The sequence below is a fragment of the Exiguobacterium sp. s50 genome (genome assembly GCF_018618175.1).
Classification (GTDB): Bacteria; Bacillota; Bacilli; order Exiguobacteriales; family Exiguobacteriaceae; genus Exiguobacterium; species Exiguobacterium chiriqhucha.
The window spans coordinates 1-23,622 of the sequence record NZ_JACSLP010000010.1; the positions used below are offsets into that span (position 1 = coordinate 1).

The 23,622-nt window shown below is 50.7% G+C and carries 33 protein-coding genes; 10 read left to right on the forward strand and 23 right to left on the reverse strand.

Annotated elements, in window-relative coordinates; genetic code table 11:
* Nucleotides 1-108 precede the first annotated feature (108 nt).
* Genes KNP68_RS12810 through KNP68_RS12840 form a run of 7 tightly spaced genes read right to left on the reverse strand, consistent with a single transcriptional unit; the run spans nucleotide 109 to nucleotide 3,731 of the window.
* Complete coding sequence (locus KNP68_RS12810; protein ID WP_214799812.1) at nucleotides 109-867, reverse strand: endonuclease/exonuclease/phosphatase family protein; 759 nt, start codon at nucleotides 865-867, stop codon at nucleotides 109-111.
* Nucleotides 864-1,409, reverse strand: a complete 546-nt coding sequence (locus KNP68_RS12815; RefSeq protein WP_214799814.1) for a P-loop nucleotide/nucleoside kinase family protein — start codon at nucleotides 1,407-1,409, stop codon at nucleotides 864-866. The genes KNP68_RS12810 and KNP68_RS12815 overlap by 4 nt, the downstream gene beginning before the upstream one ends.
* Before the next feature lie 32 nt (nucleotides 1,410-1,441).
* Nucleotides 1,442-1,912 carry a hypothetical protein gene (locus KNP68_RS12820; protein WP_021065295.1) on the reverse strand — a complete coding sequence of 157 codons (471 nt, stop codon included), beginning with the start codon at nucleotides 1,910-1,912 and terminating at the stop codon, nucleotides 1,442-1,444.
* On the reverse strand, nucleotides 1,905-2,414 hold the full coding sequence (locus KNP68_RS12825) for a hypothetical protein (RefSeq protein WP_214799816.1): 510 nt from the start codon (nucleotides 2,412-2,414) through the stop codon (nucleotides 1,905-1,907). Before KNP68_RS12825 ends, KNP68_RS12820 begins: the two co-directional genes overlap by 8 nt.
* Complete coding sequence (locus KNP68_RS12830) at nucleotides 2,415-2,858, reverse strand: hypothetical protein (protein ID WP_214799818.1); 444 nt, start codon at nucleotides 2,856-2,858, stop codon at nucleotides 2,415-2,417.
* Nucleotides 2,859-2,862: 4 nt separating this feature from the next.
* Entirely contained in the window at nucleotides 2,863-3,291 is a 429-nt protein-coding gene (locus KNP68_RS12835; protein ID WP_214799819.1) for a hypothetical protein, read from the reverse strand.
* Entirely contained in the window at nucleotides 3,288-3,731 is a 444-nt protein-coding gene (locus KNP68_RS12840; RefSeq protein WP_214799820.1) for a hypothetical protein, read from the reverse strand. The genes KNP68_RS12835 and KNP68_RS12840 overlap by 4 nt, the downstream gene beginning before the upstream one ends.
* Nucleotides 3,732-3,930: 199 nt before the next feature.
* On the opposite strand from KNP68_RS12840, the gene KNP68_RS12845 reads away from it, so the two are divergent.
* The 4 genes from KNP68_RS12845 (at nucleotide 3,931) to KNP68_RS12860 (ending at nucleotide 6,152) form a co-directional block, all read left to right on the forward strand.
* Nucleotides 3,931-4,641 (forward strand): GntR family transcriptional regulator, encoded by a 711-nt coding sequence (locus KNP68_RS12845; protein ID WP_214799821.1) that lies wholly within the window; start codon nucleotides 3,931-3,933, stop codon nucleotides 4,639-4,641.
* 151 nt (nucleotides 4,642-4,792) lie between these two features.
* Complete coding sequence (locus KNP68_RS12850) at nucleotides 4,793-5,140, forward strand: PTS lactose/cellobiose transporter subunit IIA (protein WP_214799822.1); 348 nt, start codon at nucleotides 4,793-4,795, stop codon at nucleotides 5,138-5,140.
* Nucleotides 5,141-5,181: 41 nt separating this feature from the next.
* A complete protein-coding gene (locus KNP68_RS12855; RefSeq protein ID WP_251131511.1) occupies nucleotides 5,182-5,925 on the forward strand; it encodes a PTS sugar transporter subunit IIC in 744 nt (247 codons plus the stop codon).
* Between the two features lie 77 nt (nucleotides 5,926-6,002).
* On the forward strand, nucleotides 6,003-6,152 hold the full coding sequence (locus KNP68_RS12860; protein ID WP_214799823.1) for a hypothetical protein: 150 nt from the start codon (nucleotides 6,003-6,005) through the stop codon (nucleotides 6,150-6,152).
* Between the two features lie 38 nt (nucleotides 6,153-6,190).
* Here KNP68_RS12860 and KNP68_RS12865 read toward each other — a convergent pair whose 3' ends face one another.
* The 5 genes from KNP68_RS12865 to KNP68_RS12885 form a co-directional block, all read right to left on the reverse strand.
* The gene (locus KNP68_RS12865; RefSeq protein ID WP_214799824.1) at nucleotides 6,191-6,640 is read right to left on the reverse strand and encodes a WapI family immunity protein; all 450 of its coding nucleotides are present in this window, start codon (nucleotides 6,638-6,640) and stop codon (nucleotides 6,191-6,193) included.
* A gap of 2 nt (nucleotides 6,641-6,642) precedes the next feature.
* The gene (locus KNP68_RS12870; RefSeq protein WP_214799825.1) at nucleotides 6,643-7,143 is read right to left on the reverse strand and encodes a hypothetical protein; all 501 of its coding nucleotides are present in this window, start codon (nucleotides 7,141-7,143) and stop codon (nucleotides 6,643-6,645) included.
* 92 nt (nucleotides 7,144-7,235) lie between these two features.
* The gene (locus KNP68_RS12875) at nucleotides 7,236-8,171 is read right to left on the reverse strand and encodes an ABC transporter substrate-binding protein (protein ID WP_251131512.1); all 936 of its coding nucleotides are present in this window, start codon (nucleotides 8,169-8,171) and stop codon (nucleotides 7,236-7,238) included.
* Between the two features lie 198 nt (nucleotides 8,172-8,369).
* Nucleotides 8,370-9,383 (reverse strand): LacI family DNA-binding transcriptional regulator, encoded by a 1,014-nt coding sequence (locus KNP68_RS12880; protein WP_214799826.1) that lies wholly within the window; start codon nucleotides 9,381-9,383, stop codon nucleotides 8,370-8,372.
* 146 nt (nucleotides 9,384-9,529) lie between these two features.
* Entirely contained in the window at nucleotides 9,530-10,402 is an 873-nt protein-coding gene (locus KNP68_RS12885) for a TetR/AcrR family transcriptional regulator (RefSeq protein ID WP_021065313.1), read from the reverse strand.
* A 155-nt stretch (nucleotides 10,403-10,557) separates the two neighbouring features.
* Here KNP68_RS12885 and KNP68_RS12890 point away from each other — a divergent pair, with 155 nt between their 5' ends.
* Nucleotides 10,558-12,051 (forward strand): DHA2 family efflux MFS transporter permease subunit, encoded by a 1,494-nt coding sequence (locus tag KNP68_RS12890; protein ID WP_214756888.1) that lies wholly within the window; start codon nucleotides 10,558-10,560, stop codon nucleotides 12,049-12,051.
* 43 nt (nucleotides 12,052-12,094) lie between these two features.
* On the opposite strand, the gene KNP68_RS12895 is transcribed toward KNP68_RS12890, so the two are convergent.
* Entirely contained in the window at nucleotides 12,095-12,553 is a 459-nt protein-coding gene (locus KNP68_RS12895; RefSeq protein WP_029596155.1) for a hypothetical protein, read from the reverse strand.
* A 93-nt stretch (nucleotides 12,554-12,646) separates the two neighbouring features.
* On the reverse strand, nucleotides 12,647-13,291 hold the full coding sequence (locus KNP68_RS12900) for a plasmid pRiA4b ORF-3 family protein (protein WP_214756886.1): 645 nt from the start codon (nucleotides 13,289-13,291) through the stop codon (nucleotides 12,647-12,649).
* Between the two features lie 337 nt (nucleotides 13,292-13,628).
* On the opposite strand from KNP68_RS12900, the gene KNP68_RS12905 reads away from it, so the two are divergent.
* Together KNP68_RS12905 and KNP68_RS12910 are read left to right on the forward strand one after the other, a co-directional pair.
* Nucleotides 13,629-14,138 (forward strand): glucosaminidase domain-containing protein, encoded by a 510-nt coding sequence (locus tag KNP68_RS12905; protein ID WP_251128757.1) that lies wholly within the window; start codon nucleotides 13,629-13,631, stop codon nucleotides 14,136-14,138.
* A 173-nt stretch (nucleotides 14,139-14,311) separates the two neighbouring features.
* Nucleotides 14,312-14,854: a GNAT family N-acetyltransferase gene (locus tag KNP68_RS12910; protein WP_214799828.1), complete on the forward strand. Its 543-nt coding sequence runs from the start codon at nucleotides 14,312-14,314 to the stop codon at nucleotides 14,852-14,854.
* 20 nt (nucleotides 14,855-14,874) lie between these two features.
* Here the strand turns inward: KNP68_RS12910 and KNP68_RS12915 are convergent, their stop codons facing one another.
* Nucleotides 14,875-15,888: an ABC transporter permease gene (locus tag KNP68_RS12915; RefSeq protein WP_214799829.1), complete on the reverse strand. Its 1,014-nt coding sequence runs from the start codon at nucleotides 15,886-15,888 to the stop codon at nucleotides 14,875-14,877.
* Nucleotides 15,881-16,609, reverse strand: coding sequence for an ABC transporter ATP-binding protein (locus KNP68_RS12920; protein WP_214799830.1), 729 nt, complete (start codon nucleotides 16,607-16,609; stop codon nucleotides 15,881-15,883). Before KNP68_RS12920 ends, KNP68_RS12915 begins: the two co-directional genes overlap by 8 nt.
* Nucleotides 16,610-16,780: 171 nt before the next feature.
* On the opposite strand from KNP68_RS12920, the gene KNP68_RS12925 reads away from it, so the two are divergent.
* Both KNP68_RS12925 and KNP68_RS12930 read left to right on the forward strand, forming a co-directional pair.
* A complete protein-coding gene (locus KNP68_RS12925) occupies nucleotides 16,781-17,383 on the forward strand; it encodes a TetR/AcrR family transcriptional regulator (RefSeq protein ID WP_214799831.1) in 603 nt (200 codons plus the stop codon).
* Nucleotides 17,384-17,506: 123 nt separating this feature from the next.
* Nucleotides 17,507-19,009 carry a phytoene desaturase family protein gene (locus tag KNP68_RS12930; protein WP_214799832.1) on the forward strand — a complete coding sequence of 501 codons (1,503 nt, stop codon included), beginning with the start codon at nucleotides 17,507-17,509 and terminating at the stop codon, nucleotides 19,007-19,009.
* 245 nt (nucleotides 19,010-19,254) lie between these two features.
* Here the strand turns inward: KNP68_RS12930 and KNP68_RS12935 are convergent, their stop codons facing one another.
* The 3 genes from KNP68_RS12935 to KNP68_RS12945 are packed head-to-tail and all read right to left on the reverse strand — an operon-like array spanning nucleotide 19,255 to nucleotide 20,785.
* A complete protein-coding gene (locus tag KNP68_RS12935) occupies nucleotides 19,255-19,740 on the reverse strand; it encodes a hypothetical protein (RefSeq protein WP_214799833.1) in 486 nt (161 codons plus the stop codon).
* 15 nt (nucleotides 19,741-19,755) lie between these two features.
* Nucleotides 19,756-20,235: a hypothetical protein gene (locus tag KNP68_RS12940; RefSeq protein ID WP_214799834.1), complete on the reverse strand. Its 480-nt coding sequence runs from the start codon at nucleotides 20,233-20,235 to the stop codon at nucleotides 19,756-19,758.
* A 58-nt stretch (nucleotides 20,236-20,293) separates the two neighbouring features.
* Nucleotides 20,294-20,785: a hypothetical protein gene (locus tag KNP68_RS12945; protein WP_214799835.1), complete on the reverse strand. Its 492-nt coding sequence runs from the start codon at nucleotides 20,783-20,785 to the stop codon at nucleotides 20,294-20,296.
* 77 nt (nucleotides 20,786-20,862) lie between these two features.
* On the opposite strand from KNP68_RS12945, the gene KNP68_RS12950 reads away from it, so the two are divergent.
* Nucleotides 20,863-21,066, forward strand: a complete 204-nt coding sequence (locus KNP68_RS12950) for a hypothetical protein (protein WP_214799836.1) — start codon at nucleotides 20,863-20,865, stop codon at nucleotides 21,064-21,066.
* Here KNP68_RS12950 and KNP68_RS12955 read toward each other — a convergent pair.
* From KNP68_RS12955 to KNP68_RS12970, 4 genes are all read right to left on the reverse strand, one after another.
* The gene (locus KNP68_RS12955) at nucleotides 21,063-21,536 is read right to left on the reverse strand and encodes a DMT family transporter (protein ID WP_214799837.1); all 474 of its coding nucleotides are present in this window, start codon (nucleotides 21,534-21,536) and stop codon (nucleotides 21,063-21,065) included. The genes KNP68_RS12950 and KNP68_RS12955 overlap by 4 nt on opposite strands.
* A gap of 12 nt (nucleotides 21,537-21,548) precedes the next feature.
* Nucleotides 21,549-22,142, reverse strand: coding sequence for a Crp/Fnr family transcriptional regulator (locus tag KNP68_RS12960; RefSeq protein ID WP_251131513.1), 594 nt, complete (start codon nucleotides 22,140-22,142; stop codon nucleotides 21,549-21,551).
* Between the two features lie 77 nt (nucleotides 22,143-22,219).
* Nucleotides 22,220-22,645, reverse strand: coding sequence for a DMT family transporter (locus tag KNP68_RS12965; protein WP_214716089.1), 426 nt, complete (start codon nucleotides 22,643-22,645; stop codon nucleotides 22,220-22,222).
* A gap of 15 nt (nucleotides 22,646-22,660) precedes the next feature.
* Nucleotides 22,661-23,599 carry a DMT family transporter gene (locus tag KNP68_RS12970; RefSeq protein WP_214799838.1) on the reverse strand — a complete coding sequence of 313 codons (939 nt, stop codon included), beginning with the start codon at nucleotides 23,597-23,599 and terminating at the stop codon, nucleotides 22,661-22,663.
* Nucleotides 23,600-23,622: the final 23 nt, after the last annotated feature.

Below are 23,622 nucleotides of genomic sequence, written 5' to 3' on the forward strand. Positions count from 1 at the left end.
AAAAAGATGACTCCCGTACAGTACAGGAATCATCTCCTTGAAGCAGCATAAGTTTTTTTATTAATGTCCTTTACATGGGGTACAGATTAACTAAGCGTTCCCCCTTTTTTAAGAGATGTCGAGATCGAGTAAGACTCCATAGTGATCACTCGGCAGCATGTCGGTGATTGAATCGGACGTCTTCCCAAACACGTCCACGCTCGAGATGAGCGGGACGTTTCCTTCGTCGTGACGCAATAACATCCAATCATAACGCGACGGTCGTTTCAGCAAGGCATCCTGTTTCAAATACGGATTGTGTACATAATCCAGCGTCGGCTCATCCCCTCCACGATCACATGTGGCGACATCGATCCAACGATGTGCGGTCAAATCACGATAAATCTCCGACTGCGGATTGTCATTGAAGTCACCACATAATAGCTCGTAACGTTCTCCCTCACCGATCCACTCGCGGACCGCTCGCACTTGCGCTTCCCGAATGACCGGCGACCTCCAATTCAGATGGACGTTCGTCAATCCGAACGCGTGACCTCCTGCTTGAAACGTCACTCGCATCGCACAGTAGTTCTCTTCTTCTACCTCGTGGTGCCAAATCGCATCATTCGTATCGAGCGGAATATTACTTAAGACAGCGAGCCCTTCACCGGGTGAATCCGGATAGGCGAGAAACACGCAAAACGGATAGCCCGTTTCGTGGGCAATCTGCTCGGCTACACTGATGCCTTTCTCCCCTTCCACATGCGTTTTGACTTCTTGAAGCGCCAGCACATCGGCGTTAATCATCTTCACTGTGGCACAGATGGACTCGATCCGCTCCGACCATAATGTCGGATTGTTCCAGAGGTTGAACGTCGCAATCCTCATGTACTGGCTCCACTCTGTTGCAAATCTGTCAGCACGAATTGTTCGCTTTCTTGAAGCTGTTGAATCGTTTCGCTCAACTCACCGACCGTGTTGTCTAAATAGTAACGGTCCGGTGCACCCGAACTTAGAAACTCGTTCCGCAATATGATGACCCGCTCCCCCATCTGCGCATCGCTCGGCCTATGCTGATCGCGTTGGATGTGAACGTCTTGCTCCGCCCATAAGATGACGTAGCGCACTTCGACACCTTGTTCAATCAAGTGAGCCGTGTAACGCTTCACGTCTTGCCAAAAGGCGACCCAGTCCACGACGACGTCATATCCCGCCTCAAGAAAATTATCAGTCAACGCGACGATATTCTTCCAAACCAAATCGTTTGCCCGCTCGGTCTCCCACGGTCTTTCACGACCGGACACCGTCATATGACTGATGTCATCGCCTGACACGTATGCACTCTTCTCCATGCTTTGAGCGAGCCATCTCGCCGTCGTCGACTTTCCGACACCAGCCGGACCTGAAATGATCCATACTTTCCGATTCATCATTATCCTCCTTAACATATAAGAGGAAGCGCCTAAGCGCTCCCCCACTTTTGTTCTTCTCGCAATTCGGCTTCCGTGACGTAGTGCTCGTCGAGCTGAGCCATATGCCGCTCATAAAGACGATGCTCAAGAATGGCGAGCATGTAAGCTCCTAGCCCAATCAAAGCGAACGCTTGAAGTGAAATCCAATCCGTGAGCAATGCGTAAATCCACACTAGGAAGAATGGTAGCGTCACGAGCCCAAAGATGGAGTTAAGATGGATGAGCCGCTTTGCTGCATCCGACTTCAAAAATTGTTTTTTAATATTCTCGCGTTGCCACATCTTACGAAAATCGGGAAGACCCGCTGCGATACTGAGAAATATGACTGTCATGGGTGATAGCCAATTATACTCTAATGAGAAAAATAGAAGTGCGGCCAACACCGCTGACAAGAACACTTGTGTGGAATGCTTTCTCTGGTCGAACGCCGTCAATTCACGCATTTGGCTCCGTTTATCCATGACCTTGCTCCTTCTCGATGTCGCGCGCTTCCCGAATCAGTTTTAAATCCTCCCCCGTCAAATAATGGCCGTCATGCTTTTGGATGATGCGATCGAGCCACTTCCCGAAAAAGGCAGCTCCCCAGAAAAAGGCTTGCGACAACAAGAACGCCTGAAATGACTGCGGTTGTGGCGTCTCATAGAATACGACAATCCCGTAGTATCCGATTGCGCTAACCCCAATCAAATAAATCGTATACCGGAGCGTAAGCAATTTCCGTGCCTGTCCATTTTTCACGAACCGACGCCACATGAGAAATCGAGTCGTTTCGATGCTAATCATCAGAGCGAAAACCGACACTAAGAGCACAAGGATAAGTGACTCGGGCATGTCCCAGTACGATGCGTAAATTAACATCCCAACGACCGCTGAGAAGACAGTTATACCGAAACCCCAACTCGTCCACTTCTCAAACCGGAGAATCGTATCAATCTGTTGTTTTGATTGTGGTGACAGTTCCATTTAGCTCATCCTTTCCATCAATTCTTCATACGTCGGTGCATGAGGATCATGCTTTTTCAACTGACGTTCAATGAATCGTTTCCGATGATTTTCAGTTAAACCCCAAATCCCAAATAGAAGTCCAATCCCAAATCCAAGCGACTCCGTTGTGAGCAAGGTCGTCATAAACGTTCCCATCAACATCGCGCTAATCCAAGTGTCCGCATATTCGACCTTTAGCCACTGTAAGCTTTTTGAGTGCGTCGAGACATAGCGAAGGAGACGGTATTGTTTATGCCCCATGAAAATAAGGAACACGGCGATGGTCCACATTAAAGGAATCAATAACATCTTTTCGAATAGAAGCGCAACAATCATTAATAGAATGTAGATGCCCAGAACCGCGCCCCCAAAGCGTTGAATTCGTTTAATCGATTGGACTTCTTTTTGAATAGAATATTCCATCCGCTCACCCCCTAAGCTGTTCGTATGTAGGAAGCCACACATCCTCTTCTTTCATCCGCTTTTCGATTCGTATCGTCAACAACCCTGCTACTATAAGCATGAGCAGCCCACCTAGATACAGAACGTTCGACTCAAACAACTCACCACCATTTAAAGCGATAAAGAAGGCAATCGTATTGAAGCAGTCACTTCCGACCTGTCGGCGATAGAGATGCGACAATTTCGGATTCAATGTCCGCCGCATCCGGGACCGTCGAATATACATAACATTGACGGGAACGAGCGCTAGTCCGATATAGAGAATTCCCCAAAACAGATGATCCGTCCATGCTATAACTGGAAAGACGACAGTCAACAAGACACCGACAATCCCAAAGATGAGTTGTTGAAACGAACGAAACCACGCCCGTTCCTGTTCGATCCGTTCCTTCATCGTGCTTCCTCCAACTCGAGGGCGCGTAAGATTGGGTCATATTCTTGTAGTGTCCCGTTCAAACGGCGCGACACAATCTCGGCCATGATTCCCCAGATGACGACAGCGAACGCCCAATAGAGGTTGTCTCGACTAAAGATCAATAGCCCACCGACCATGATGACAAGCACACTCGTATTTACGAGTTCGTATCCTAATTGCCAGCGGAGCATCTTTTTGGCGACAGGATTGACCAGAAACGACCGTCTCATCCGATATTTCGCCACGTCCGAGACGAGCAGGGCGATTCCGACGAGACCGAGCGGGACAGTCATCCACGTCGTCTGTCCAACGAACATCAACGCGAACGTCAGGATGACGACCGTTAATAAGACGTACCCGATGCGTGTATGCCGTTGCTTCCATTCTCGTTCTCGTTCCATTCGAACTGATTGTGCCATATCCATCTCCTCCTCAACTCTTCTCCTTTTCTATACGAAACCCTTTCAAATTCGTTTCGCCATTTTCAAGGATTCTCTTCACAATCGTTCGACGTTTTTCAACAAATGCCGAAGGATTGTCGTCCATCAATCTATAATTTCTAATATACTGATAGCGTATTCATACCTACAAATTTTGTTGCGAAAGGTGCAGAAAGTCATGGGTCCAAAGTATAAGCAAGTCGCTGAACAGATTGAGACGGATATTATGAATCACGTCTATCAACATACGAACAAGCTCCTCACCGAGGAAGAATACGCCACGAAATACGGCGTCAGCCGCAACACGATCCGAAAAGCGATTGAGATTCTTGTCAATAAAGGCTACGTCTATCAAGTGCAAGGGAGCGGTGTCTTCGTCCGTGACCATTATATGAGCGATTATGTGAACCTCGAGAAGTTGCAAGGTCTCACGAGTGACTTCAGTAGACGGAAAGTCGAGACGTGCGTCCTAGATTTCGAATTGACGACAGCGAACGATGAAGTGGCCGAGCGGATGAAGTGTGATATCGGCACACCCGTCTATTACGTCAAACGCCTTCGTCTCGTCGATGACCATCCGTTCTCGGTCGAGGATTCGTATTTCCGGAAAGACCTTGTCGTCTATCTCGATCGGAACATCACCGAGAAGTCGATTTACAACTACTTCCGCAACGACCAAAAACTCGCCATCGGTTTCGCCGATCGTGTCATTTACGCCGACTTTTTGAACGCAGAAGATGCCAAACTACTCGGGTTGAACGAAAACGATCCGGCCCTCCTCGTCGACAACACCGTCTATTTGACGAACGGTCAAATCTTCGACGTATCGCGCTCGACACATCATTTCCGCCATGTGAAGATGCTCAAAGTCTCAAACATCAAGTCCTAAACGCGCTCGAGAGATTGTTCTCGTGTGCGTTTTTTTATGTTCGCATTTCGGACAAAAGAAAGGGCTTACATGTAAGCAGTATCGTACTACTATCATCTTGTATAATTTGTACCTATGAATTTTGATTATCCATACAAAAAGGAGAGATACTATGGTTTCTGAAACAATCGAAATTACTCCCGAAGATATCTTCGGTTTAATCGCCCTTTCAGGCGACGCGAAAGCAAGCTACCATCATGCGATGCTGTTGATGCAAGAAGGCAAAGCAGAAGAAGCGGCTGAAGCGGTCAAAGCTGGTGACGCGACATTAAAAGAAGCACACGCCATCCAGACGAAATTCGTCACACTCGAGGCACAAAGGAAAACGGCTACGGTCGGAGTCCTCATGGTGCACGCGCAAGACCACTTAATAAACACGATCCTCGTCAAAGAGATGCTCGGCTATATGATGAACATGCAAAACGAAATCAACCAATTGAAAGGAATGGATCAAAAATGATGAAAATCGGACTCTTCTGCGCAGCAGGTATGTCAACAAATATGTTAGTCGAAAAAATGAAAGCGGTTGCCGAGCGTACGTTCACAGAAGTCGTCTATGACGTGCTTCAAGCACCACTTCAAAACTTGACAGACACACTTGCCGGAGCCGTCATCATCGTGGTGCTCATGTCAGTCATGTGGTGGTGTGGAATTCACGGTGCTGCCATCCTCATGGGGATTAAGGGACCACTCCTTACAGCTAACGCGCTTCAAAACCAAGCACTCCTCGATGCGGGTGAAACACTCCTTGCCGGTGAGAACGCGAAAATCGTTACAATCCAGTTCCTCGACGTGTTCACGAAGCTCGGTGGATCAGGCATCACAATCGGGTTCATTATCGCAACACTCATCGTCGCCCGCTCGGCTCACTTGAAGCAACTCGGTAAGCTCTCGCTTGCACCAAGTCTCTTCAACATCAACGAGCCGGTCATCTTCGGGATGCCGATCGTGTTCAACCCGATCATGTTCGTACCGTTCGTTATCGTTCCTGCCATCGCATCGTTCATGGTGTACTTCTCAATCCTTTGGGGCTGGGTCGACCTGTTCAACGCACTTCAAGTGCCATGGACGACACCACCGATTATCTCTGGTTTCTTAATCGGCGGATGGCGTGCAGCGCTCTTGCAAATCGTTACAATCGCGATGGCCGTAGCCGTCTACCTCCCGTTCGTCCGCATGCAAGACCGCGTCTCGTACGGTGAAGAGTTGAAAGCACAAGAAGACGCAGACAAAGCGTCAGCCTAAGCAAATAACGACAGCCCTTCTCAGCGATGAGAAGGGCTGTTATATTTAGGAAAATGAGTATGAGAGTTGGTACATAGATGAAACGACATTATACGGTCGCGTTCTGCTCACTGATGAGCGCCTCGTTCCTTGCCGGTATCGCCCTAGAGTCTGTCATCCCGTTCGTGCTAGGAGTCGTCTGTCTGTTCGCAGCTGGCGTTCAAGCTAGAAAAGAAATCATTCATTAACAAGCAGCCAGCCTATTCGTAGCGGTGGCTGCTTTCGATTACAGATCACGAATCGGGTACGCGTCGGCGATGGCATGTAACCCTTCCAAAAAACGCGTCACATTGCTCACAGACGTCTCAAACGTGAACGCAAGCTCCTCAGACTCTCCTTCAAGCGGATGTTCGAGATATCCCTTTACCATGACCTCATCCCCATCCCCGTCCCTTCTCGTCACCTTCAAGCTGACGAACGGTTCGGTCGGCTCAAACTCAACTTCGGATACGTCGCCCGCTACGAATGACTCGAACATTGGTATGTAGTGAGCCACGAGCAGGCTGTCGAGCATGACGTCATCGAATGTGATGCGATGGTCCGGCGTATGAAGCCCGACCCAGTTGCGATGCCAGGCCGCGTCATGGATGTTGTCGGCGTCCGGATAGGCATAGGCGTAGCTTTCAATCGTTACATCACATGACTCATCTCGTGACATCAGTTTGGCGATGGGCATCGTTATCCGTCCTTCCTGAGCGAATAACCGTCAATCTCCTGTAGACGCATCCGTTTCTGATCCACCGCTGCGTGGACGATGACCGTCACTCCTGGGTTGAGCTCCATCATCTTCTTGATTTTCGTCAAGTCGTCGCCTTTGATCTCGACCGGCAATACGAACTCGCCTTCCTTCAAGTGAATGAACTTGATTTTTCCTTTGTCGTCATAGCCTGTCACTTCGTACGTCGCATATTCACGTTTCATCAACATCTCCCCTTCTTCCGAATCAATCTCCACACCGAGATCACAAATTTCCCGTTCCCGTTCAATCCGTTTGTCCCGTTCCATCAGTCCTCTCACGCCTAAAAAAGAAGAGAACAACACAATAAAGATCATGAGGACATTCGAATAGACAAACCCATAGAGCAAACCGTACATGAACCAGCACAGCAACGACATCATCATAAGCGTGGTCGTCTTACCCTGTTCCCGCTCTTGATCCGTTCTATGGTGTGACTCCATCATCCGTCCTCCTCTCCATACTTCATACGTTCCCCGCTTGAATCGGTTCCACACAAAAAATCCACCCCTGTAGCGGCAGGGATGGATCCAGCTTACGCCTCGACGCTATCCGCGTGTTTGGCTTTCTGGTCCGCGATGACGCCTGCGTACCATTTCGCGCTGTCTTTCAAGACGCTGTGAAGACCCCATGTTGGGAGGACGTAAGAGAAGACTTGTGTCTCTGTCTCTTTGCCGCCTTCTTTAACTTTGATTGGCTTCGACATGCCTTCGAACCAAGATGGTGACCATTCTGGAGCGAGTGCCGTGTATTGTTTCTCACGAAGTTCTTTCGCGTAGTCCATGTAGTTGATCTTGTCTTCTGTCAACACGAGTTCGTTCTTGTCGTTTACCCATGCTTCTGGGTTCGCGCCTTGTGAGAACCAACGGATCGCGCCTTCGTCTGGGAACATCTTGTAGCCTTTTTGCTTCATCTTCTCAGCAACTTCGAAGACGCCGTCCATCGAGCTCATCATGTTGCCGATTTCAGTCGGATCGTCCGTACCGAGGACTTCTTTCGCTAAACTACGTTTGTAGTAGACGCCACCTGGTGTCGTTTGCCATGAGAGAGCGCGCACGTTGCCATCTTTGTCTTTCCCGAGGTCGAAGACGTAAGGGATGTAGTCGTCTGAGATTTCATTGACGTTGTAAGGCTCGTCTGAAAGGTTTTCCCAGTAGCCTGCGTCAACCCATTGCTTGAGGAACGCGATTTCGCCTGTGAAGACGTCCGGTGCCCCAACGCCGCTTTCAAGTGCCGGCTTAAGTTTTGTCGGATAGTCCGCGATTGGAACGATGGTCAATTCGACCTTGACGCCGTTCTTCTCTTCGTATGTTTTGATTGGTTCTTTGAGCTCATCCGTGAACGACCAAACTTTAAGTACGTCGTCTTTGCCGTTTGACGATTCTGAAGACCCTTCGTCATTTGAGCATGCGCCCAAGACACCGACTGATAGTGCTCCGATAGAGAGTAAGCTAACTAATTTTTTACGCATGTGTGAACCATCCTTTATAAGTGTTTTTGAGAAAGCGTTTACAAGAAGAGGCAAATAATTTTCGAAAGCGCTTTCGAAAGAATCGAAATAAAATATCGAAAGCGGTTTCGATTTGGGGTGAATGATTTTCGAAATCGCTCTCTTCTCTCCATTCCGCTGAAGCGAACAGAGCGACTTCGAAACATCATCGTGACTTGTTTACTTTTTGACTGGCGCGCACGATGCCCGTTCAATCAATGTGACCGGGATGACGCGACGTTCAGTCCGTCGTTCTTTGGCTGTCATCTGCTCGATGAGCAGCTCGGCCGCCGCCTCTCCGATTTCGTCCGTGTCTTGCCGGATTGTCGTCAGTTTCGGCGTGATGTACTTGATCATCTCGATGTCATCGTAGCCGATAATCGAGATGTCTTCCGGGACCCGGAGACCGTGTTCATGGACGGCTTCGATTGCCCCGATTGCCATTTGATCGCCTGCCACAAAGACAGCCGTCGGCGGTGACGCCAATTGTAACAACTTCTCCATCGCCTGCTTGCCTTCTTCGACCGAGAAGAACCCGGCGTTGACCAAGTATCCTGGCTGAATCGGCAAGTCGAGCGTTTGCATGGCGAGCTCGTACCCTTTCACCCGGGCCGCCCCAGCGTCAATCGACGTATCTCCGGCGATGTGAGCGATGTGGCGATGGCCTAACTCATACAAGTAGTTCACAGCCATGCGGGCACCTTCCGTATTGTCCGAGTAGACGACGCTACAGTTGGCGCTGTCCATGTCGACCACGACAATTGGGATGTCGCTTTGCATGAGTTCTTGTACTTGTTCGTCCATCCGGTCCGAGCAAATGACGACGATGCCGTCGACCGCTCGATGTTTGAAGTGTTCGAGGTAACTCATGTCACGATTCCGGAGGTTACGCGAGGCGAAAATCAAATCATAGCCGTGCTCCTCGGTCGCGTGACGGAAACTTTCGATGATGCCGTTAAAGAACGGATGTTTCATTCCGACTTCATTCGCTTCTGAGAACATGACCCCGATCGCCCACGACTTTTTCGTCGATAACGACTGCGCGTGCGCGTTCGGCAGATAGTCCATCTCAGCCGCGGCTTGTAATATTTTGGCTCTCGTCTTTTCGCTGACGTCCTTGTAGTTGTTCAACGCTTTGGAGACGGTCGTAATCGAAAAGCCGGTTATTTTTGCTAAATCATAAATCGTACCCATGTCATTCTCCTCTTCCCGAAAGCGCTTTCGGTAATTTGATTGTAGCGCATGAATTTGTAGGAATCAATTCTTTTTCGTGGAATATTTTGAGATTTATTTTCGTACCGTGTTTCTTCTATATTACAGCAACCAATCTTTTTTTGTCGTTAGTGTGTCCGTGTATACAGCCAAACGAGATTCGTAAATTTCTGAACTTCGGTCTCCCCCGTCACTCCTTTGAACAGACGTTGGAACGGCTTGAGCAATTGCTCGATGACAATTTTACGAAGCCGGTCTTGATGCAACTCATACGTGATTGCCTCAAACAAATCCGCTTGTTCTTCGGTCATCTTGACGTGTGCGCGAATCCGTTCCGCCATCTCAATCAGTTCGTCTTTTGTGACGAGGTTTTTATCAGTCGTACCACGCATCTGATCGACTGTGACCGGATTTAAAATATGCTCGTTCGTCTCGACCATACGGGCCGCCATCAGCTCGACGTAGGCGTATAAGTTACGAATCAGTTTCTGAATCGAATAGGCCGTGTTCGTGATGCGGAGCGTGAACAAGATGTGTTGCAACATCCCATTGAAGAGCACGGTCAACTCGACCGAGTACGGACGAATCTCCTCACCGATAATCTCGGTCAAGCGCATGGCGAGCCACTCGATCTCATAAACACGGTGCTGCAAGACGAGCTTCTTCAGCTCGGGCTCATTCGCCGACATGATCGACTCAAATAAGGCGTGGAGGTTCCGCTCTTCATTTAATTGAATGAGGATGGAAATCTGCTCGATAAAGACGTCCTTGTCACGCTTGTCCCGCCCCATCTGCATCTCGATGCGGCGCTGGCCGGCGTCATAGCGCAAGTTCTCAAGGATATTGGCGACACAGTCCGTCTTCGAGGCGAAGTAATTGTAGAACGTCCCTTTCGAGATGTTCGCCCGTTCAATGATTTCTTGGACCGACGTCTGTTGGACCCCGTTCTCAATGAAGAGGTTCATGGCGACATCGGCGACTTTTCGTTTCTTATCTTTCATATCATTTCCTGCTCCGTTCTGTTTCATTTATAGATTCAGTATATCATTTTGAACCGATAGTACAAAATGGTTGATTTATTTATACGACGGGTATAAAATCATGACATCGACACTTACTAGTATATAACTATTCAGAACATAAAGGAGCAACTCGTATGAAACCAGAATTCCAAAAGAAACCGCCGTATCTCATGCTCGCGGTCCTCTTTGCCGGGGCGTTCATCGCCTTCCTCAACAACTCGTTACTTAACGTCGCACTCCCATCGATCATGGTCGATTTGGAGATTGCCGACTACTCGACCGTCCAATGGCTCGCGACCGGCTTCATGCTCGTGACGGGTGTGCTCGTCCCAGCATCGGCCTACTTGATCACCCGGTTCTCGAACCGAAGCCTCTTCATCACCTCGATGGCGATTTTCGCTGTCGGGACGGCCATCGCCGCGTTTTCACCGAACTTCGGCATCTTGCTCGCCGGTCGGATGATTCAAGCGGTCGGTGCCTCGACGATGGGGCCACTCCTCATGAACGTCATGCTCGTCAGTTTCCCGCGTGAAAAACGTGGAACGGCGATGGGGATTTTCGGTCTCGTCATGATCTCCGCACCAGCCATTGGACCGACGCTTTCAGGTTACATTGTCGAGTATTACGACTGGCGCGTCTTGTTTGAGATGATTCTCCCGCTCGCTATCATCGGTCTCGGTCTCGCCATTTGGAAAGCCGAGAACGTCATGGTCCAGAATAAAGATCAATCGCTCGACTATTTGTCACTCGTCTTATCGACGCTCGGTTTTGGTGGCGTCTTGTACGGTGTCAGCTCGGCGAGTTCGGATGGCTGGGACAACCCGATTGTCTTGACGACGATGATTGTCGGATTCGTCGCGTTAATCGCCTTCGTCATCCGTCAACTCAACATGGAGAAACCGCTGCTCGACCTTCGGGCGTATAAATACCCGATGTTCGCACTCGCTTCCATCATCGCAATCGTCAACGCCGTCGCCATGTTCTCCGGCATGATTTTGACACCGGCCTACGTGCAAAGCGTCCGCGGCATCTCGCCGCTCGACTCTGGGCTCATGCTGTTACCGGGTGCCATCATCATGGGGATCATGTCACCGATCACAGGGAAACTGTTCGATAAGTTCGGACCGAAGTTGCTCTCGATCACAGGTCTCACCATCACAGCGATTTCGACGTATATGCTCGCTAACGTTCAACTCGATTCGACGTACACGTACATCGTGACGACGTACACGCTCCGCATGTTCGGGATGTCGATGGTCATGATGCCAATCATGACTAACGGTCTCAACCAGTTGCCAACGAGTCTCAACCCGCACGGAACGGCCATCAACAACACGGCCCAACAAGTATCCGGTGCAATCGGGACGGCAGTCCTCGTCACCATCATGAACTCTGTCACGAAAACAGAAGCCGAGTCGCTCATGACCGGCGTCGACCCAGCGACACTCACCGAGAGTGCGATGGGCGCGTTGACGCAACAAGCGTTACTGTCAGGAATTCAAGTTTCATTCTATGTGGCACTTGGGATGAACCTACTTGCGCTTGTACTGGCATTTTTCGTAAAACGAGTCGATGTACGCAAGCTCGACTTCAAGGAAGAAGAATCCGAACTCAAAAAAGCGAATTAACACAACAAGCCGTCCTGTTCGAACAGGGCGGCTTGTTTTCTGTTTATCCTTTTGTAAAACTCAAGTCATGCCGACTCGGATGTTCCGGGTCGAGCTGGCGAATCTTGCGTTCGTAATACATCGTCGTCGCCGCTTGGCCCGCGACCGCACCAAAGAAAATCATCATCCATAAGAACAGATTTGACTGGAATCCGTTCTTAAACAACAAACAGAACCCGATGGCCCCGAACAACGAGACAGCGTTGCGGCCGAGATACGTGCGGCGAATGAACTTCTGGACGGATGGTTCGTCTGTCAACCGTTGCATGAATTGGCTTTCGCGCCACTCCAAATAAATCAACACGACGAGCGCCGCTAAGAAGACGATCCCATAACCCGTTTGAAACTCATTCATAACCAATAACGCAAACGACATCCCGACCGCGATGACGACGGATACGTGCAAGGGCATCCATCTTTTTTGATACGATTGAATCGAACGCATCCGTGCTTGTTTCTCCATTCCCATCACCTCGTTTCTATTTACGTAAGCCAACTGATTTTAGTTTCCTTAAATCGTGGGGTTTTTATAGAGATATTCACTCCGCCGCTTTTCTCATTTCACTCTCTTCACAGTCACATATTCTTGCAATAGGAAATTGATTTTATCCTTTTGATAGAATTGTACTTCTTTAGACGCTTCCACATACTCCTCGTGTTGCGGATGAGACGTATCGTTTAGGATGTCTTGAATCATCTGATTTCCAGTCATCCCGCCCACGTCTTCGAATGGCGTCTCCCCTTCCCATTCTGTCACCATCGGATATGGATACGGATAGTCGTCGATGACTTTCTCTAACGTCAGTTTATGCTTCCAGTCGTCCCCGTAGTCATACGTATAGTAAAGTTTCGGATTCGACTCGATGACGGTCGGCAATTTTACGTTCTTCATCTGGCGAATGGATAATTGCCGATACATTTCATAAATCTGTTGTTCGAATGCTTGTAATTGCGACTTAGACTTGAAGTAAGACAACCGAGCCTTATGCTCCTCGGCTTCATCTGAAGATAAGACGAACCGGAACGTCGGCTTTCGTAAATCATTTTCAAACTTTGCCAAGTGAGAGTCGTCCCACCACATAACGATTTGAATCGCGTCATGGAGCCGTTTGAAGTTCGTCTCGGCCGGGATGCTAAAGCGGCGCCAGACCGGTGTTGGGCTGTCGAGAAGTTGAATGTGGAACTGATACGCTTTGAACATAAAGTCGATTCCTCCTAATTTCGTTTCGGTCGCTTCTTTTTCTGATGATGATTCTTCCTGTTTCAAAAATACCTGAATGAATGGAAACTCGCCACTTACAAAATAGCACTTCACGATTTAGTTGCATAAATTTGGATGATTCCTCCCGCTTAATCAAAATGAAATAATTAAAAAGCCTAATATATGGTATTATTTGCATAGTTTATTTATTGAATAGGGAGGAACAAGGATGAAAAACGTGTTCGTTTATTCGATCGGAATTGCTTTAATCCTATTTTCGTTGATTATATCGATGCCATCTGTTTCAGCTGCGTCAAAAAAAGAAAATCGTGCTATTATGGGAACGTCAGCATTAACACCTCAACAGATGGCGGACTTTGTCAAAAAGAAAAATCCGAAAAACGTCCGGCTTCAAGGTGTGACCGTCGAAGAGCTCGCCAAGCTGTTCGTCGTCATCGGAGCAAAAGAAGGTGTCCGTGGCGATGTCGCGTTCGCGCAAGCGTTGAAGGAGACCGGCTACTTCAGTTACAAAGGTGACGTGCTCCCGAGGCAACATAATTATGCGGGCATCGGAACGGTCGGTAACGGGGTAAAAGGTCATACGTTCCGCTCGCCTTTCCAAGGCGTCACGGCCCATATTCAGCACCTGAAAGCATACGCTTCGAAAGACAAACTGAACATGAAGCTCGTGGACCCTCGCTTCCGTTACGTGAAACGAGGATCTGCACCAACTTGGCCTGCCCTTCAAGGCAAATGGGCGATGCAGCCGAGAGGCAACTATGGCAACGACATCCTTGCAATCTACAAAGAGATGGAACGGACAAAACTTCGCGTCGCCAAAAAATGAACGACTACAATGACTTACAGGGGTGAAAGATAGTGACTTGCAACCAAGTACGATTGTTTAGCGGACTCGCACTTCTCGTGACCGGCGTCGCTTTACTACTTAAACGTTAAGCTGCATCCGGGAATGCCCGGATGCTTTTTTGACGCAATCAACAATAAAGAGGAGCTACCTCAATGAAACCACGCACGTATATCCGAGAGGGTCAACGATGTACCGTTCGACTGGCCGAGACGAACGATGCGAAGCGACTTGAATTGATTCGTCTTCAAATCGACAGCGAAACCGAATTTTTAGACCGCGAGCCGGGCGAGGGCTATCTCGACGCTCCTGCGTTCAAACGACTCATTCAACTAGACCGCGAAACAGCCAACCGTGTCTTCCTAGTCGCCGAAGTCGATGGAAACCTTGTCGGGTTTGCCCGTTGCGAAGGCAGTTCGTTGAAACGGAAAGTGCATGCCGTCGAGTTCGGCGTCGGGGTGTTGCAAGCCTATTGGGGATTCGGCCTCGGCTCGGCACTATTGCGCGCTTCAATCGATTGGGCCGAGACGAACGGAATTCATAAAATCAATTTGAGCGTCATCGAGGCGAATGAAAAAGCCGTCGCACTCTATGAGCGTTACGGCTTTGAAGAGGAAGGCAGATTGCGTCATGACAAACGCCTGAGCGATGGTAAGTACTATGACACGATAATGATGGGACGGTTGAATCGGGGTTGAGCAAATGGCTCAACTCTTTTTTAATGCCCCCGATACTTCCCGAGCGCCCGCATGTTGAGCAAGTAGAGTACCCCGGCATAGACAATCAAGCCGAGCACGTAGCCCCAGATGCCGGCGAACCCGCTACCGTACACCATCACTTCTTTGATGGCCGTCGCCCCGTAAAAGATGGGCATGACGTAGCTCAAGTTGCCAAGCCCGTATGGAATCAAGTCGAGCGGGATCAATCCCGAGAAGAACACTTGCGGAATGATCGTGAACGGAATCATTTGGACGACTTGGAGTTCCGAACGAGCGAACACCGAAATCGTCGCGCCGAACAAGACGGCCGTCCCGGCCATGAGCAGCATGACCAACATGACCCAGCCAATGTTTCCAAGTGACGTCAGCCCAAGCACGTAAATCGTATACAGGACGATGAAGACGGACTGGACGACCGCGAATACGCCATAGCCGAGCGTATACCCCAAGATGACCTGCCCGCGTTTGATTGGAGTCATCAAGAGCCGTTCGAGCGTGCCGCCGCTCCGCTCTTTGACGAGCGCCATCGCCGACAGGATGAAGACGAAGAAGAACGAGAACAGCGACAAGAACACATAGCCGAACGAATCGAACGTCGATTGGCCAGCTTCCCCATATACGAAAGCCGTCGTCCCTTCCGCCGAGGGCATGACCATGTTCAAGCCGTCTCGTATTTCTTGCACCGCTTTCGATGATTTGGTCGACGGTTCTCGAAGCATGAGGAACGTCGAATTCGGCGTTTTCAGAAGGACAGCGTCAACGTTCTCGTGTTCCTTAAGATACGCCTCCGGGTCCTCAAGATCCACGATAATCACTTCAAGTGTCTCCCCTTCTAGCGCATCGACGATTTGCTCAGGCATGGACGCATCGACCGCGACGACCGGCACATAATCCGAATCCCCGAGCAGGAAGTAGACGAGCGTCAAGATGAGGAGCGGCGCAATCAAAATCAAGGCGACACTCCGCTTATCATTGAGCGTCTGAAAGATGACGCGCTTCGCCAAGTTACGCATGATCCGCCCCTCCTTCTCGACCGGCGATGAGGAACAGTTCCTCAACGCGACCGTTGTCCGTCTTGTCTAACAGATGTGGCACCGTATCGTAAGCAATCAAGCGACCGTTATAGATGAGCGCGGCCCGGTCACACTCGAGCACCTCATCCATGACGTGCGTCGAGACGATGATGGTCGTGCCGTTCGCCCGAATCGCTTGAAACTGATCCCAGATTTGGCGACGTAAAATAGGATCGATTCCGACCGTCGGCTCGTCTAAAAACAAGACGTCCGGCTGATGCAGGATGGCGATGGCGAGCGACAACCGTTTTTTCATCCCGCCTGAGAAGTTTCGGACGAGCTTCTTGCGGTCGGCCGTCAAATCGACGAGCGTGAGCACTTCCGTGATGCGTTGCTGCAGTGCCGTCTTGCCGAGCTTATAGATGGAGCCGAAAAACTCAAGATTCGCCTCGGCCGACAAGTCGTCGTACAGCCCATCGTTCTGTGGCATGAAGCCGATGTTGTGCAGCATGCTCATGTTCGGCATGGCCGTCTCCCCGATGCGAATTGAGCCTTTGTCTGCCTTCAAGGCACCAATCATCAGCCGGATGAGCGTCGTCTTCCCCGAACCGGATGGACCAAGCAGACAACAGATGTCCCCTGAGTTGATGGTAAAGCCGACGTGGTCGATGGCCAATTGGTCACCGAACGATTTACTGACGCCGTTCAGTTGAATGTCCATAGCGATTCTCCTTTTCGATGCCCGATTCATATACACTTGACTAATAGACACCGTGTTGGTTTATATGTTCAGTATAGACCTCGTCCGAAAGCCCAACAATCGGCAATATCGGGCATCGTGTCGGTTATCAGACAGTTTTCACTCAAGTGTTGGATAAAGGAGAATATTCAGATGGGACATGAAGATTTACGCATCACACGAACGAAACAATTGATTAAAAGTGCCTTCCTCGAGTTGATTGACGAGCACGGGTTCGAGGCGGTCACCGTGAAAGCGATCACCGAACGGGCCGGCATCAATCGCGGGACATTTTACAGTCACTATGTGGATAAGTTCGACTTGATGGAGAAGTCGATTGAAGCGATTTTCCATGAGGCCGAACTTAAACTCGTCAAAAACCTCCCTCACGTCTTCGGTGAAGAGCGTGGTGAATCATCCTATCAATTGCTCGTCCCGTTCATCCGTTTCATCGAAGACAATAAAATCTTGATGAAGCCGCTCCTCAGACCGAACGGGGACCCGCAGTTCCAGGCCCGGCTCCGGTCGTACATGCATGCGGCGCTGTTCCATCGTTCCCCGACAGTCTTATTCGACGAGACGAAGGCGCTCGTGCCGGCCGATTATCTCGTGTCCTATATTTCCTCGGCCCATATGGGGGTCATTTACGAATGGCTGTACAACGACCGACCCGAAACGGCCGAGGACATCGCCCGCATCATCTATATGATCACGTTCGAAGGGCCGCTCGTCGCGGGTGGTCTCCGTGCACATTGAAACTTTTACCGTTCCCTCTTGTACGTTAATATTTGGATAAAATACTTCTCGAATGGGTATGTATACGGAGAAGAATGTCTTAGATTTATAAAATTTAACTGGCGAAAGAAGGGCGGCTCGTCTATGCAAAATGTGAACAAGTCTGTGATTGTGATTGGCGGTGGGCTCGGCGGGATTTCCGCGGCCATCTCGCTCACACAAAAAGGATACGACGTCTCCTTGTACGAAAAGAACGACCATATCGGCGGGAAAGTGAATCGGCTCGAACAAGACGGCTTCGGCTTTGACCTCGGCCCGTCGATTTTAACGATGCCACAAATTTTCGAGAAGCTGTTCGCAGGTAGCGGCAAGCGGATGGAAGACTACGTGCCAATCAAACGTCTCGATCTCGAGTGGCGTTCGTTCTTCCCGGATGGCACCGTGCTCGATCTCTATCACGATTTGGACAAGATGGAGCGCGCCAACCCGACACTGTCACGCAAAGACATGCACGAGTACCGCGAGCTGTTGAAATACGCTGAGCGGATTTATAACACGACAGAGAAGGCATACTTGAAAGAGGGGTTTGAATCGCCGCGCGAAGCGGTCGCGAAGAACGGTCTCTTCTCGACGTTGTTCGGATTCGATTTGACGTCGACGATGTACGACGGCATCGCCAAACGGATTAACAACCCGCATTTACGGACGATGCTGTCGTATTACGTCAAGTACGTAGGATCATCCCCGTATAGCGCGCCGGCCGTCCTCAACATGATGATTTATATGCAACACGCCCAAGGCTGCTGGTACGTCGAAGGCGGGACGCATAAACTCGCGGAAGGACTGACGAAACTCGCGGAAGAGATTGGCGTTCAGCTCCATACCGGGCAGGGCGTCGTCCGCGCGCACACGCTGAATGGTCAACTGACGGCCATCGAGCTCGAGGACGGAAGGCTCCGCTCGGCCGACTATTTTGTCTCCAATATGGAAGTCATCCCGTTCTATCAGAAGATGGTCGAAGCCGACGAACAGTTCGTCGACAAGCTCGTCGAGAAATATGAACCCGCCAGCTCCGGCTTCGTGCTCCACCTCGGCGTGAACAAAGAGTATCCGGCGCTCGGTCACCACAACTTCTTCTTCTCGGAGAACTTGCACGAACAGATGGACAAGATCTTCGAGCAGCACGAGTTGCCGGACGACCCGACGATTTACTTGGTGAACGTCAATAAGACCGACCCGACACAGGCACCGCCTGGGCATGAGAACATTAAGATCTTGCCGCACATCCCGTACATCCAGGACAACCCGTTCACGCCAGAGGACTACGCCGCCTTTGAAGAGCGTGTCCTCGATAAGCTCGAGCGGATGGGCTTGGACGGGTTGCGGGAACATACGGTGACACGTGACGTCTGGACGCCGCATGATATCGAGCGTACGTACGGCTCGGACCGAGGCGCGATTTATGGGACCGTCGCCGATAAGAAACAGAACGGCGGCTTTAAGCACAAGAAGCAGAGCGAGCTGTACGACAACCTCTACTTCGTCGGCGGCACGGTCAATCCCGGCGGCGGCATGCCGATGGTGACATTGAGCGGCCAGCAAGTGAGCGATAAGATTGCGAAACGCGACGGAGTCACAAATCGATGACCGACTCGTTTTGGGAACGACACCGCTTCAAGTTCTATACGATTGGCATGGTCATCTGCGGAATCTTGGTGGGCATGTTTTCATGAAAAGAAGCATCTGACGTCGCGTCAGATGCTTCTTTTAGTTGCCTGTATTCGATTTTCCGACAATCAGCTTCAATACAAAAATGATTCCGCCTAACACGACAGCGTAGGTCCCAAGTGACCAGAGCATGTCAAACACTCGCATATCCATCAGATGCCTCCTTATTTGAGCTGGCGTTTCGCTTCATCGCGATGCGCCGTCCGCAGCTCATGGTTTGTCACGTGTTCTGGATCAATCAATTCAATCTTCCGATTCACCCACACTGATAGGAAAATGAATGGGATGAACAACGCGAGCAACATGATGGCGAAGACGACGAGCGAGCCTTCAATCGCCCAAGCGATGGCGATAAAGATGCCAAGCAGGATAATGTTCGCGAGGACGATGCCGAACTCGAGGCGTACGAACTTTTGATAGCGTGCGTCGTCATTGAAGGTGAGCAGTAAATTCATCCGGTGCCATGCCCGATAGAGACTTGGCAGCTGCGTCGCCATGATGATGACGGCAAACGTCAATAACGAGATTTCTTGCGTGAAGATGAAGTAAAAAGCGATTCCTAAAATCGCGAACGTGAGCAGGAGTGCCGTCCGGTTCACTTTACGGTCGTTCTCGACCATTTGTTTTAGTCGTTCATTTTTATTAACCATAGTAAAGTACTCCCATCATGATGACTTTCGTTTTTCGCGCTCGAGTTGCGCCTTACCAAGCTCCGTCGCGGTCACGTGCTCCGAGTCAATCGTTTTCAACTCACGGTCGATGCGAATCCCAAGCGCCAGAAATGTGATCAGACCGACGATGATCACGATGATGAATGTGAGCAACGTAATCCATCCGAGCATCGAGCTCGCAATCAACAACAAGAGAAACACGATGTTCCCGACGGCCAAGCCGAACTCGGACCGTACTTTCTGTTGGTAGCGAGCATCCTCGTTGAAGGTGAGCAACAACTTCATCCGGTGCCATCCTTTGTACAGCACGGGTAGCTGTCCGACCAAGATAATCGGCAACAGTAAGAGGACGTCCGTCATCCAAAAATAGATAATGAACAGTGCAATGATTCCTATCGTCGGATACAACATTTGTCTTTGACGCTTTCGATCGTTCTCCATCATGCGTTCAAGTCTCATGTTATGGTCAACCATCCAATCCCCCTAATCAAATCTCGTTACCTTCTTTTACGAAAGAAGAAGGTAACAGGTTTCACATTTTGTCCCACCCTCTCTTCAACCGCTCACGTTTCGTAAATCCAAGCAAGCTATCCGCGACATGCTCGTGATCGATCCGAAGCAAGCGGGTATCGAGCCACGTCTCAACCACTAACATGCCTGCAATCAACACCGCCGACAGTCCGCTGAATACCGGCAATCCGAAGTATCCTGATACATACCCGCCCATCAGACCGAGCATGACCCATAACATCGCAATCGCGATGACGCCTTTCGCCCGAATCAACCGTTTGTAGGATCGACTTTCATTGAACGTCACAGATACGCGTGTCTTTTTCCAAGCTACATGACTGAGCGGGACAGCCGTCATCATCAAAAAGGAGAGTATGGCAAGTAGTGGCAACGACGCATTGGCGTAAATCCACCACCCTAGCCCTAGTCCAGCCGCGGTAGCCCATAATAATTTAAAGACCCCTTTTTTCGGTCGTATCTGTAACTGCTCGATTCGTTCTTCTCGCGTCATCATCATTTGTTCCTCCTTGAAACCAATTCGGACATTTACCGTATATACAAGTAGCATACCAATAATTAGGAGGTATTTCGATGGATATTCTGATTTTAGTCGTCCTGCTCGGTATCGTCGGCTTCATTGTGACCCGCTCTTATACCATCTATCCGTCATCGTTTGGCGACCGCTCCCCCATTCAACCAAGCGCCTCGCTCACAAAAAAATGCCCGCATTGCCAAACCGTCGTCAAACGGCAGGAACACGGGCAAACTTGTTCAACTTGTCGAAAATCGTTTTAACCGACCTGCTTTGCTTTTTGATGAGCCGTCTCTTTTTTTCCACTCAATTGGAACAACAACACCCCACCCACAATCAATACGATGCCAAGCGCTGTCTTCCACGTGAACGGGATGGCTTCGAGCCCGAACCAGCCGAGCGTGTCCCACAGGAGCGCGAAGAGGATTTGCGACACCATGACAATCGAGATGGCGTGGCTCGGTCCGAGCTGTTGAACGCCTTGCGTCACACTCATGACGACGCCGACCCCGATGATGCCGCTGAACCAGTACCACGTCTCCATCCCTGTGACCGCGAACAGAGCCATTCCTTCACTGATCAATCCGACGAACAGTGACGCCAAGAAGCCGAGGGCGAGCACGAGCGTCGTCGTCGCCCATGCCCCGACCTGTTCTTTCACTTTGGCGTTGAACGTGTTTTGCACACAGACGAGCATGCCGCCCATGACCGCGAGCATCATTCCAAGTGCCATGACGTGTCCTCCTCATTCATAAATACTCTCCCCGGTGACGGCAATCAATCCGGCGCGATCAACGATGGCAATCGACCGACGATCCCGTTCAATCAACCCCTGTTCCACGAACCGCTTGAGCGTCCGGTTGACGTGGCGATAGCTCGTCCCAATCAAGTCGGCGATGTCGGTCAACTCATCGACGGTCGACCCGAGTGTCGTCTCTTCCGGTGTCATCGACAACAGATAGCTCGCGAGCCGCACATCGACCGGATAAAACAAGTTGAAACTCATCGACTGCGACTTCATCTCAAACTTCTTCGTGATCCCTTCGAGCAGATAATGCAGCCACGTGACATCGTCTTGGGCGTGACGCGCGAGATCCTCGAAGCGGACGACGAGCATCTCGACCGGCGTGACCGCCTCGACCGTGTTCAAGAACGGCGTGCGGCGGACGTATTCGATGTCGCCAATCAAGTCGAGTGGATATTTGAACGACAAGACGAGCCGTTTCCCGGCCGCCGACGTGTGGGCCACCCGAATCTTTCCATTGACGAGAAAGTGGAGCTGCTCGGCCTCAGCGCCTTGGATGCAAATCGCCTCCCCCGGTACGTAACGGACGTGCATGAGATGGGGACGGATGATGGGAGCACCTCATTTAGTCCATATTGCTTCATGTAACGCTCAATCTGTTCCATCGCACGTCATCCTTTCAATACGAGAATCCCGACAATCATCATGACGACCCCGAGCAGTTGCGTCCGGTTCAAGTCACGGCGCAACATCCCGAACCAGCCGCGCCAGTCAATGACGAGCGCGAGGGCAAGCTGGGCAATCAAGAACAACGAGATGGTGAGGGTGACGCCGAGCTCATGCACGGCCGTCATATTGCTGAACAAGATGAACGCGGCGAACGCGCCCCCTGACAAATAGAGCGGCTCGACGCGACGCATGTGGACGTACGTCCGGTCGCGGACGACGAGCATGATCACGAGCGCGACGAGAAAGCCCGTCAATTGCGTCAACGTCGCAGCCTGCCACGTCCCGATACTTGAACTGATGCGAGCGTTGGCGACGCTCTGCAGTGTCAAAAAGAAACCTCCACTGATGGCGAACAGTACTCCGCGCATGATGCCTTTCCTCCCCTATGACAAACGAATCAGCATGATCCCGATGACCATGACGAGTAAACTGACGAGTTGAATCCCGGTGACCGGGTTCTTCGCGGCCCCGAACCAGCCGAAGCGGTCGATGAGCAGACTTCCGCACAGCAAGCCGACAATGACGATGACGACGGCGATGCCGGTCCCGACCATTGGCACGATCAACACATTACCGCCGATGAACAGTGCCCCGATGATGCCGCCGAGCCAAATCCACCACGGCTGCCCGCGTAGCCCCCCCCTTTCGACGTTCGGCCGCAAGACGAGCAAGATGAGCAGTAACGTCACCGTCCCGACGACGAACGAGACGAGCGCCCCTTTCAAAGCCGATTCGAGCACCGTTCCCAAATAGCCGTTGATGGCCGTCTGCGTCGCACTCATCATCCCGGTCCCGATTCCGACGAGGCGCCAGACGTTCAAATTGCCGGTTCCCGTCTGCGATGGGGCGACGAGTTTGCCGCGGCGACGGTTAATCCAGTCCGTAAGTGCGACCGTCCCGACGACGCCAAGTAATACGAGCAAGGCCCCGAACACGCGCCACGGCGTGAGGACGTTGACGGCCGAGTTGAACCAACCGAAGTGGTCAATCAACAGTCCCATCAAAATCTGTCCAAAAATCGGCATGATGACAGTCTGAACGCTGCCGAGCCTTGGAAACAAGAGGATGTTACCCGTTAAAAAGATGACCCCCAACAAGCCGCCCGACCACATCCAAAGCGGTTCTGCTCGGAAGATGGACGATTCAATCCCGAACGACTGCCCGGTGAGTAATAACATAAGTGTTAAAAAGGTCGTCCCGATCGCGAACGACAGGAACGACGCGACGAACGGTGACCCGACGATGGTGCGCAGACGTGAGTTCACGCTCGTCTGCATCGGCAACAAAATCCCGATGACGAGTCCAATTACAATGGCTAACATAGTCTCTTCCTCGATTCTCTCTA